The 12,154-nt window shown below is 51.5% G+C and carries 8 protein-coding genes; all 8 read left to right on the forward strand.

All coding sequences use genetic code 11. The features are described 5' to 3' along the window. Positions 1-5 precede the first annotated feature (5 nt). The 8 genes from ACFPOF_RS25460 (at position 6) to ACFPOF_RS25495 (ending at position 11,989) form a co-directional block, all read left to right on the forward strand. On the forward strand, positions 6-920 hold the full coding sequence (locus tag ACFPOF_RS25460) for a glycoside hydrolase family 43 protein (protein WP_378137986.1): 915 nt from the start codon (positions 6-8) through the stop codon (positions 918-920). A gap of 7 nt (positions 921-927) precedes the next feature. Beyond that, positions 928-2,406 carry a glycosyl hydrolase family 28 protein gene (locus tag ACFPOF_RS25465; RefSeq protein WP_378137988.1) on the forward strand — a complete coding sequence of 493 codons (1,479 nt, stop codon included), beginning with the start codon at positions 928-930 and terminating at the stop codon, positions 2,404-2,406. A 234-nt stretch (positions 2,407-2,640) separates the two neighbouring features. Further along, positions 2,641-3,987: a response regulator gene (locus ACFPOF_RS25470; protein ID WP_378137990.1), complete on the forward strand. Its 1,347-nt coding sequence runs from the start codon at positions 2,641-2,643 to the stop codon at positions 3,985-3,987. Positions 3,988-3,989: 2 nt separating this feature from the next. Next, positions 3,990-6,884, forward strand: a complete 2,895-nt coding sequence (locus ACFPOF_RS25475; protein WP_378137992.1) for a sensor histidine kinase — start codon at positions 3,990-3,992, stop codon at positions 6,882-6,884. Between the two features lie 28 nt (positions 6,885-6,912). Further along, positions 6,913-7,872 (forward strand): acetylxylan esterase, encoded by a 960-nt coding sequence (locus ACFPOF_RS25480; RefSeq protein ID WP_378137994.1) that lies wholly within the window; start codon positions 6,913-6,915, stop codon positions 7,870-7,872. Between the two features lie 505 nt (positions 7,873-8,377). Further along, positions 8,378-9,280, forward strand: a complete 903-nt coding sequence (locus tag ACFPOF_RS25485) for a sugar phosphate isomerase/epimerase family protein (protein ID WP_378137996.1) — start codon at positions 8,378-8,380, stop codon at positions 9,278-9,280. 30 nt (positions 9,281-9,310) lie between these two features. Continuing rightward, positions 9,311-10,516, forward strand: coding sequence for a carbohydrate kinase family protein (locus ACFPOF_RS25490; RefSeq protein WP_378137998.1), 1,206 nt, complete (start codon positions 9,311-9,313; stop codon positions 10,514-10,516). Between the two features lie 33 nt (positions 10,517-10,549). Continuing rightward, complete coding sequence (locus ACFPOF_RS25495; protein ID WP_378138000.1) at positions 10,550-11,989, forward strand: L-fucose/L-arabinose isomerase family protein; 1,440 nt, start codon at positions 10,550-10,552, stop codon at positions 11,987-11,989. Positions 11,990-12,154: the final 165 nt, after the last annotated feature.

A 12,154-nucleotide genomic window follows, 5' to 3' on the forward strand; every position in this document is an offset into this window, starting at 1 on the left:
ACTCCATGCGATTAGGCGAAATCCATCTTCGCGACCCGTTCGTACTAAGCGATGAGTCAACTGGCGTGTACTACTTGTATGGCACGATCGGTCAAACGGCTTGGGGTGGCCAAGCGATCGGATTCGACGCGTATACGAGCCGTAATCTTGTAGATTGGGAGGGACCGATTCCTGTATTCCGTCCGCCAAGCGGCTTCTGGGCCGATCACCATTATTGGGCGCCGGAAGTGCACCTTTATCAAGGAAGCTATTATATGTTCGCGAGCTTCAAAGCGGATCATCGGTGCCGCGCGACGCAAATTCTGATCTCGAACAGTCCGTTGGGCCCATTCGTTCCGCATGGGGAAGGTCCGGTAACTCCGCCAGATTGGGAGTGCCTTGACGGGACGTTATACGTGGATGATGAAGGTATGCCTTGGCTCGTCTTCTGCCGGGAGTGGACGCAGGTCAAGGACGGGGAAATGCGCGCGGTACGCTTATCCCGCGATTTGGATCGGGCATTGGGCGAACCGGTCTTGCTGTTCAAGGCATCCGATGCCCATTGGCCAATCGAGGCCGAAGGCGAGGGCAATTTCGTGACGGACGCTCCATTCCTCGTGCGGCAGGATGACGGTCAGCTTCTGATGATGTGGTCCAGCCACGGCATCGAAGGTTATGCGATCGGCATCGCTCGTTCGGCGACCGGCCACATTGCGGGGCCGTGGGTGCAGGAGCCTGAACTGCTGTTCGAGAAGGACGGCGGACACGGCATGCTGTTCCGTTCAATGGAGGGGCAGTTGTTATTGTCGATGCACAGACCGAATATCCATCCGTATGAGCGTCCCGTATTCGTGCCGATCCGTAATCGCGACGGTAGGCTGAAAGTGATACTTGATACCGAGATCGGACAACAGATCAACGAAGAGAAGAGCGAGGAGTGAGACAGAAATGAACGATCCACATGTATATGATGTAGGTACAGCCCTGATCCGCATTTATCCAGCCCCGGAAGAACTCCAATTTGCGACTAGTGAAGAGCGATTGTCGGCGCAAGGCGAGGACGCTTTCGGCGCGGATCCGGACGGCCTTGTCTTGTCCCGGGATTGGCAGTTATCCGTCGGGGGCCATGCCGTGCCGGTCTTTGCGGCACCGGTTACGAGCGGAGGTCCGACTTCGTTCGCTTCGTTCGATTATGTTAGCGAAGCGGGCGGGGCGATTACGCTTGTCGCGAGAAGCGCGAGAGACGTTCAAAGCGCAATCGTTCGCCCGTTCTCGCTAGGGTTGCAACCAGTCGTGGAAGAACACACCGTTCATGTTTCGATAGACAGCCCTTGCAAGCTGATCGTAGAGACGAATGGAGATCGAGAACGGCCGTTGTTCATTACAGTGCACGCTCCGGAGCAGAAAGTTCCCCAAGCGGACGATCCCGACGTTGTTTACTTTGGACCCGGCTTGCATGAAGTCGACAAGTTGGAGCTAACGAATGGTCAGACGCTCTATCTCGCTGGCGGCGCGGTGATTCGGGTCATCGTTCCGGAGGAAGAAGTTCCGCTCGTGGAGAGCGATTGGGCAGAACAAAAAGTGTACCAAGATTTCATTGTCGCGGATCAAGCGGAACAAGTTCGCATATGTGGACGAGGGATTATCGATCTATCGATGTTGAACTGGCACGCTCGCAAAGCGATATTCATTCAACGGAGCGCTAACGTTCAAATCGAAGGCTTGACGCTTGTCGGCACATCGCATTGGACGATCCACCTATCGAAGTCCAGAGACTGCTCCATTAGGGACATGATATTAATCGGTTACAGGGAGAACAGCGACGGAATCGATATCGTCAACAGCGAGAGGGTGCTCGTAGAAGACTGCCTCATCCGCACAGGCGATGACGCCGTCGTCGTGAAAGCGATGGCTGCGCCTCCCGCGCTCGGCGGGCGGGACATTACCGTTCGAGGCTGCACGGTGTGGAACGACAAAGTGCGCTGCTTCGGCATCACCGGCGAGACGCGCACGGACATTCGGGACGTCGTATTCGAAAACTGCGATATCGTCCACAGCTTGGCGACGTGGACCGAAGAGGTCGGCTCTCTCTGCATTGTCGTAGGCGATTCGGGAACGATAGAGAATGTCCGATTCGATAATATGAGAATCGAAGAGGAGCATCAGTACGCGATGATGTGCCTGATCTTCAAGGATCGCTGGTCGGTCGATCAGGAGCCGGGTCATATTCGGAATATCGTATTTCGCAATATTCATGTTCCGCAAGGCGTGCCATCCCTCTTCCACGGCTCGGATGCAAAGCATCTCGTAGAGAACGTACGAATCGAAGGGTTGATCGTTGAAGGCCGAGAGGTTGTTCGGATTGAAGAAGCCGGCTTCCGCATGAACGACTTCGTTGGCGATATTCGCTTGATCGCCTCTTCCTGATGTCCCTATAATAAAGGTTCAGAAAGTTCGATGTTCAGCACCAAGAAGGTTGGATGAAGCAAGGGAATGAGGAGCGGAGCGTAGGCAAACCTACGTGAGCACCGGAAGTTCCTTGCAGCATTCAAGATTCGATGTCGAATAGGCTTCCTGACTCGCTTCGTGATCAACATCGGGCTTTCTGAACAACCTCAATAATGAAGGTAACATCATGTCATTGCCGGAGGGTGGACGCGAATGGTTACAGTACCTTACAAATTAATGATCGTCGACGACGAGTACGAGATCAGGCAAGGCTTGAGAAGTTTTGATTATTCCGCGTTCGGGATCGAAGTGTCCGAAGATTGCGAGAACGGGCTATTCGCCTTGAAAGCGCTGGAAAGCGAGCCGGTAGATATCGTCGTGACGGACATTCGCATGCCTCTGATGGATGGATTGGCATTGGCGGAGAAGCTCTCTTCGCGTTATCCGCATACGAAAATCATTATTTTATCGGGATACGACGATTTCGAATACGCCAAGACGTGCATGAAGCACGGGGCGCTCGATTATTTGCTTAAACCGCTCGATTTCGAAGAATACGAGAGAATATTGACGAAGGCCATCCGGTTAATCGACCTGGAAAAAGAGCAGAATGCCAGGTCGGCCGCGCTCGAGCGGAAAGCCAAGCTGTCCGCTCATCATCTGCGCAAGAAGTTTCTTCGGGATATCGTGCAAAGCGCGATGACGGATGATGCCATTGAATTAGAGAGTGCATCGGCCGAAGTCATGCTGGAGGAAAACGGAGAGTATGTGGTTGTCTTGCTTCGTTCTACCGTTTATCCGGAGAAACCGAAAGGCGTTGGGGATAAGGAGTGGAACCTGATCGTTTTCACGCTGGACAATCTGCTTCAAGATTTGTGGGACGAGCAAGGTATGGGATATCACTACGTGGAAACAGACGGGGAATGCTCGTTAATCTTGACGCAAACCGAAGGGTTAGCGGCGCTCCGGGAAGGCAAAGACGGTTTAACGGAACGACTGGATTCGCTCTTGAACGGTTTGAAGCGATTCCGCGGATTGTTCAGAACTCATTTCTCCTATGTCATCGGACCGATCGTATCGAAACCGGGCAATATTCGACGTTCCTATCGGGCGGCGCAAGGGTTGTTTCATGCTCGAATCGACCGTCCTGACGAGGCGGCGGAGTATTTGCAACCGGACGGAGAACGACCGCCGGGCAAGGAAATTGAACAAGCTAACGGCAAGCGACTCGTTCAAGAGGCAAAACATTTCATCGAAAACAATTATGATCGGACGATTACGCTCGATGACGTAGCGAAACACGTCCATCTGAACGCCAGTTATTTGAGTTTTCTATTTAAGGAACTGACCGGGCAGAAATATATCGATTATTTGACCTTGTATCGTATCGAGAAGGCTAAAGAGTTTTTGATGCAGACGAACCACAAGGTTCACGAGATTGGCGAGATGGTCGGGTACGAGAACCCCCGTTATTTCACGCTGGTGTTCAAGAAGTATACCCAGCAATCGCCGAACGAATATCGCAACGGCCTGTTTCATGCGAATGCGAAGGACGGTTAAAGATGAGGTTCCGCTATCATCGCAACCGTCTCGTGTTTATCGCATTCCTGCTAACGCTGTTGTCTGAAGGCATTCTGATCGGCATCAGCTATTGGAATACGCGTGATGTCGGGTCTGACATCCAGAAAGCGTCTGAGCAGAACTTGACCAAACATGTGGAAAGCCAGATTGTCTCCAAGCTGAACGAAATGAATTCGTTGTCCTTGCAAATCGAATCGTTGGATTTTACGAATTACTCCCGTTCGTTCTTGAGCTTACGGTCTGCGGAAGAGGAAGCGGAAGCCAGAGGCGAACTCGATTCACGCCTGCAACGTCTTCACCTTCCGAGCGGAACAGTCGATCAAATGTATTTTATCGGCGAGAATGCCAATCAGATGAATTACGGGAGATCGTTCGTATCCGACGCCAACATCCCTAGCGACCGGATTCCTTGGATCGAAGATTTGAGGAACGCGGGTGTTCTGGATTCTTTTACCCGTTACTACAGCATGCCGACTTACATTCCCGTCGGCATGTTCACGAATAAATTAGCAGAGAACAAGAAAACGATCTCGAGTGAATCGCGGCAACGGTTGGAAGCTTTTTTTGGCAGCATCGAAGGTCACTTAGTCATCAATAACGGCGTCAATTACTTGGGCGTTCTATCTGTCATCGTGCTTGACGAAAGCATCTTCTCTGCAGAACTGCCTTCTCCCGGCATATGGAACGGTTATGTAAGCGTGTTGGACAATAACCAACAAACACTCTGGTCGAACCTGCCTGATAAGGCTGCTTTAGAAACCGTCGCGCAGCGCATACGAAGCGGGTCAAAGCAATGGGAGCAGAAGATCGGCGGCAATTACAAAGTGAGGACGCAGCTCGTTTCTCCTTACGGGTTCGATATCGTCTTCTTCGAGCAAGAGAAGAACAACACTTGGTGGGGTCAGCAATTCATTCTGGTTTATGTCGGGGTTTCCATCGGTATGTTGTTGATATGCTTCTTGCTCTCTCTTAAGTTCGCCAATCTCATTCTATACCCTTTCCAAGTGCTGGCCAGAATCGTCTGGAAGAAAGAAAACGAGCTCGACTTACAGCGCATTCCCGAGGAGCGTTTCACGGAAACCCGATTTTCCAATATATCGATCAGAGGCAAAATTCTGCTCATGCTGCTGACGTCCGTACTGATTCCGGTTATTACGTCTGCGGGCATGCACTTGTTCCTGATCTATAACTATTATTTTAATAAAGCGGTGGATCAGTCGGTCGAATCGTCCAACCATCTCATGGTCGAGCTTCGTTATAAGATGGAAGGTTACGAAAATTTAACGAATCGCTTGTCCACGGACAGCCGACTAACGAATTTGTTATCTCCCTACACGTATATGGAGAACATCGACGACTTCACGGTTTCTTCATATCCAGGACTGGGCGATTTGTCGTATTTCGTGCTATTCGATATGGGCGGAGTCGCCCGGTATTCTTCCGCTTTTTTTAACAATCTGACTTTGTTTAAGCTATCTTCGATCGATTCGGCGATGTTAAAGAGCTTGCGACCGGAACAGATCGTATGGATAACCGGATTGGACGATGTATACGGGCATCCTTCCTTGATGCTGATCAAGAAGTTGTCCGTGCCGTCCTCGTCGACCGGAATGAAGACGGAAGCGATTCTCCAGGTTGTACTGAAAGAAGATGCGTTCTCGTCCGTCACCTCGAACCGGATGATGAGTTTCGTCATGTTGGACAAATCCGGTAAGTTCATCTACTCGAATACGTCTTCGCAGGGCTTCAAGGATGCGGCGGCTTACAAATGGAACGAAAACACGGAGAAAGTGGATGACGTGTTGATTGATCAAGTGGATGGGAGCAACCAAGTCGTCGTGTTCCGGCCGATCGGCAGCACAGGGTGGTCGACTTTTGTTTTTATGACAATCGATGATCTATATCTGAAGCTTAACGGGATGCTTCATCGGTTTATTTTACTGATCCTCCTCCTGGTATTGATCATTCTGGCGGCGATGTGGCATATTTCGTCTTTGCTCGTCAAGCCGATCGAGAGGCTGAAGAAGGCTCTGGAAAGGGAGGAAGAGTTACCGCTCGGGCTCGGACTTGACCGCGGAACGAACCCTCGGGACGAGATCAGCCAACTGGTGGCAAGCTTTAATCAGATGATTAAGCAAAACCATCGGTTAATGGAAGAGAACGTCAATAAACAAATTCGCGAGAAAATATTGGTTACGTCGAAAATGAAGGCCGAACTCGGTATGCTGCAACAGCAGATTAATCCCCATTTTCTGTACAATACACTTGAAGCGATCAATATGCGAGCCAGGCAATACGGCGCTGCGGAAGTAAGTACGATGGTGAATTCGCTAGCGAAGCTGTTCCGATTTACGATCAATACGGGAGGAGAAGTCGTTCCGCTCTCCGAGGAAATCGAACACGTACGCAATTATTTGACGATCCAGGAGCTGCGGTTTCAGAACAAATTCACGGTCCATTGGCAACTGGATGAAGCGATCACGAAGGTGCCCATCCTGAAATTCATCCTGCAGCCGATTATCGAGAACGCTCTTCAACACGGCATTGATGAGTTGTATGGGGAAGGTCAAATCGACATCGGAGCTAAAGCCGAGGAAGACCGATTGCTTATCATCATCTCGGACAATGGAATCGGCATGAGCGATGATGAATTGGCGAAAGTCAGACAAAGGCTCGCGATGGATACGGAATCGTTGCCGGCGGTTTCCTATGCGGAAGCGCCAAAGAAACGTTCCAGCGGAGTTGGTTTAATGAACGTTTACCAGCGGTTACGCATCTATTACGGCGATCGAGCCGGGCTGAGCATCGATAGCGAAGAATTCAAAGGTACGACGGTTGCGATCATAATCCCCTTGTTCATGAGTGATGAGGGGTAGTTATTCTATTGGAGAGGAATGTTATTTAATGCCGTTAATTGATATGCCGCTGGATCAATTGCAGCAGTATCAGGGCACGAATCCGCGCCCCGCCGACTTCGACGAATATTGGGATCGCGCGATCGCGGAGATGCGCGCCGTTGATCCGCAAGTCGAACTTGTTCCAAGTACGTTCCAATCACCCCACGCGGATTGCTTCGATCTTTATTTCACGGGTGTTCGCGGAGCACGCATACATGCGAAATACGTGCGTCCTAACGTACCCGGCCCTCATCCAGCCGTCGTCCTATTCCATGGCTATACGGGGAACGCAGGCGACTGGAGCGAGAAATTGGCGTACGCTTCGCTCGGTTTTTCGGTGCTTGCACTCGATTGCCGCGGTCAAGGCGGTTCCTCCGAAGATATTGGCGGAGTTAAAGGGAATACGCATCACGGTCATATTATACGAGGGCTGGATGATCACCCGGACAACTTATTGTTCCGGCATATCTATTTGGATACGGCCCAACTCGCGGGTATCGCCCTTGGTTTGCCCGAAGTCGATCCGGAGAGGGTCTATGCGGCGGGAGGTTCCCAAGGAGGAGGTCTTACCCTCGCATGCGCCGCACTTGAACCGAGAGTGAAGAAACTCGCGCCTGTATTTCCGTTCCTATGTGATTATAAGCGAACATGGGAGATGGATCTGGCTAAGGACGCGTATCAGGAGCTGCGAACATATTTCCGTTATTTCGATCAACTGCACGAACGCGAGGACGAGATTTTCGAGAAACTCGGCTATATCGACCTGCAATTTCTTGCGAATCGGATTCACGGGGATGTTCTATTATTCGTCGGCCTGATGGATACGGTATGCCCGCCGTCTACGCAGTTCGCGGCGTATAACAAAATTACCGCGCAGAAGAAGTTGGTCATCTACCCGGATTTCGGGCATGAGCATTTGCCGGGGGCGACGGATAGAACGATGCAATTTTTCTTGGACAATGAATAGCCCAATCCAATCCGAACACGGATATCACGGTTAATCCGGACCAAAACCATTCCTTTCTCTGGAATGGTTTTTTTATGCGGTCTCGTTAGTAACGCATTGTCAGACGCTAACTCCGCTGATCTCCACTAGAGCCTCGCGGATAACGAACTGATAGACGTTATCGATACATGGCCAATTTTCTAGCTCACCAATAACGCACTGACAGACGCTATCAACGTACTTCGAGCCCAACAGCCCACCAATAACGCACTGACAGATGCTATCAAGATACAACCAGACCGTCAACCCGCCCAATTGCACTGGCGGACGCTATAGGCGGAAGGCCAGAAGTGCTCTTTCTCTTGTTTGAGTATTGTGCCGCCGTTATCGGTCTCCGCTGGGACAATCTAGCACACAGGGCTCGCGCGAATATTCGTTGACAGATTTGCGCTCAGTCCATTATATTAGGGACATTAACGTTAACATTAACGATAATGTAAATATGAAATCCGGGAGTTGACAGCGAATGACGCTGGATTTGAAACTAGGCATTAACATGGGATTCGCCAATAACAAGTATCCCGAACCGGAAGTCTGGACCCGGATCGTCGCCGAGGAGATGGGGCTTCGATACGTGCAGTTCGTTGCGGATCTGCTGAACGTGTTCTTGCCGGACGACATTGTTGAAGAACAAACCGAACGTATTATCGAGAACGCGGACAAATACGGATTGCACATTACGAGCAGTTTCTTAAGTTCGTATACGAGGGTGAACCACTTTATGCACCCAGATCCGAAGCAGCGTAAACTCTGGCTCAATTGGTTTAAGAAATTCGCGAGCATATCAGCGCGGATGGGCGCGCGAAGAACGGGCGGACATCCCGGCATCCTTACCTTCAACGATTATGACGACTCGGTTCGCCGGGAAGAGAGAACTTCGGAAGGTATCAAGTATTGGCAGGAACTGAGCTGGCATTGCCGGGATATCGGAATGACGGATTTGATTTTCGAGCCGATGTCGATTCCTCGAGAGTTCGCCAATACGGTGGAGGAAACGCGCGAACTGCTCGCAAGGCTTAACGACGGAGCGGGTATTCCTTTTAAGCTGTGTCTCGATCCCGGCCATGCGCCGCATCCGAACGACCGGGATCCGTATCGCTGGATTCGCGAACTGGGCAGCGAGTCTCCAATTATCCATTTGCAGCAGACGGAAGCGGGTCATAGTCGACATTGGCCTTTCACGAAAGCCTATAACGATATCGGAATCATCCACGCGGATAAAGTGATCGAAGCATTGGAACAATCCGGCGCGAAGGAAGCGGAACTCATTTTCGAAATCTATCACAAGGAAGCCTGGTCATCGGAGTTCAGCATTATCCCGGATCATCAGGAATCTGTCGCGTACTGGCGACAATACGTCAAGCAATAAACGGCCGCTGGCAACCAAGGAGGCGGATTAATGGCAACGAATAATGGCAATACAGCTGCGTTGGAGACTGAAGCGGTAAAAATTGCGGTATGCGGTCATATCGCGGTTGATATCATTCCGAGGATCGACGGCCATGAGCGTTCGGAAGACGGTTTCCGTTTAACGCCTGGCAGCTTGTCCGAGGTCGCGGAAGCGACGTTCAGCACGGGCGGCGCGGTGTCGAACACCGGAATCGCCCTTCATCGGTTGGGTGCCGACGTACGCCTTATTGGCAAAGTGAGCGATGATTATTTCGGGGAATTGACGCTTCGACTGTTAAAGGAAGTTAATCCCGTTCTCGGAGACGATGTTGCACTGGTTGAAGGAGAAACAAGTTCCTATACGATCGTCATTAATCCGCCGGGGGTAGATCGCATTTTCCTCCATTGTCCCGGGACTAACGATACGTTTACTGAAGAGGACATCAGATGGGAAGAGCTTCGGGGGACGCAGCATTTTCATTTCGGATACCCGCCACTTATGAAAAGCATGTATGCCGACGGTGGCGATCGGCTGGCGGGCATTCTCAAATCGGCAAAAGACAGAGGGATGTCAGTTTCATTGGATATGGCGATGCCAGGGCGCGAGACGGCGGCGTATTCGGCGGATTGGCTCGGTATTCTATCGAAAGCGCTTCCTTACGTCGATCTGTTTATGCCGAGCTTGGAAGAAATGCTGATGATGGTCGACCGCGCATATTACGAGGAACTCGCGGTTGTGACAGATGAGGTTGAAATGGCTCTCCCCGTAGAAACCATCAGAGGACTTGCCGAACGGCTGCTTGGCATGGGATGCGGAGCGGTCGTGCTCAAGCTTGGTTCTTCGGGATTGTATATGCGAACGGATGACAGACGTTCACTGACGGAGTGGAATAACCGGGAGTTATGGTCGCCCTGTTTTCGAACGAACGTCGCGGGTACGACAGGAGCCGGCGATAGCACGATTGCCGGATTTCTGTTCGGCTTTGTGAGGCAGCTCGGACCGGAGGCGACGATGACGGGAGCAGCAGCGGTAGGTGCCTGCAGCGTGGAACGTCTGGACGCAACGAGTGGGATCACTCCGTGGGGAACGGTGCAGAACCGGATCGCGTCCGGATGGGAAAGACTCCCGATAGAAAGATCGCTTGCGGATTGGTGCTGGGAACAACGGTACGGCATCTGGGTTGGACCTGCGGATAAGGGCATAGCAGTGGAATAACATTCGATATTCATCCTAAGGAGGGCGCAATCGATGGCACAACAAGACAGCAAAAGAACGACACTTGGCGTAATTGTAGGGAATCGCGGTTTTTTCCCCGGGCATCTGGCCGAGTCTGGCCGCAATGAAATTCTCCGAGTTCTCGAACAGGAAGGTATTGAAGCAATCATCCTGGATGCCTGCGAGACGAAGAACGGCGGCATTATGACGCTCGACGATGCAAAGAAATGCGCGAACTTATTCAAGCTTCATCGTGATCGGATTGACGGCATTCTGGTGACGCTGCCCAATTTCGGAGACGAGAAAGCGGTAGCGAACACGATCCGCATGGCCGACCTGAACGTGCCGGTTCTCGTACATGCGTTTAATGATGACATTAAAGCGATGAGCATCCAACATAGAAGAGACAGTTTCTGCGGCAAAATGTCCGTGTGCAACAACCTGAAGCAGTACGGGATTCCGTTCTCGCTTACTACGCTGCACACGGTAGCTCCTGATAGCGAGAGCTTCCGGCAAGATTTGCGGAGCTTCGCGGGCACATGCCGAGTCGTCCGTTCGCTGCGCCGAGCGCGTCTCGGATCGATCGGAGCTCGTCCGGCGTCCTTCAACACAGTAAGGTACAGCGAGAAACTGCTGGAGCGCTCTGGCATTACGATTGAAACGCTGGACTTGTCCGAAGTGTTCGGAAGGGCGTCGAAGCGTAAGGAAAGCGATGCCGACGTCAAGCGCAAGCTGGAGGAAATCGCCAATTACGTAGACGTGAAAGGGTTCCCTCACGACAACTTGGTTCGCATGGCTTCGCTAGGCGTCGTTGTGGAAGAATGGATGAAGGAGAACGACTTGTCCGGCACCGCGCTTCAATGCTGGACGTCTATGGAAGAATATTTCGGGATTGTCCCTTGCACGATCATGAGTATGATGAGCAGCAGCCTAATTCCAAGCGCATGCGAAGTGGATATTACCGGCCTAGTCGGAATGTATGCACTCCAACAAGCGTCGGGCAGACCTAGCGCCTTGCTGGATTGGAACAACAATTATGGCGATGATCCAGACAAGGGCGTCGTCTTCCATTGCAGTAACTTGCCGAAGGAAGTGTTCGAAGAAATTCGCATGGACTATCACGAGATTTTGTCTGGCACCGTCGGGCGGGAAAATACGCTCGGAACGATTCAGGGCCGCATCAAGGCGAGTCCGTTCACGTATTGCGGCATCACGACCGACGATCTGAATGGCGGCATTGCGGCTTACACGGGAGAAGGCTTGTTTACGCGCGATCCGTTACTTACGTTCGGAGGATACGGTGTCGTACAGGTTCCGCGTTTCCAGAAGCTGCTTCGCTATATTTGCGAAAGCGGCTTCGAGCATCACGTAGCATCCAGTATGTCTACAGTCGCCGATTCCTTGGAAGAGGCGCTCGGCAAATATATGGGCTGGAAGATGTATCGTCACGATGAGGCTGCAGGAGCGGTATGAGCCGGATTTTCTGCCGGGGAGATTCGGGTTACACCGGCTTCAGCCCACGACGACAAGCGGCCGCTTGTATGAATTAAATAAGTAACATCATCTCAATAGAAGTAAATTAACCAGTATACGGAAGGAATTTTGAACAAATGACAAAATATTCAGACAATAACGCCT

Source organism: Cohnella soli (genome assembly GCF_042655525.1).
Classification (GTDB): domain Bacteria; phylum Bacillota; class Bacilli; order Paenibacillales; family Paenibacillaceae; genus Cohnella; species Cohnella soli.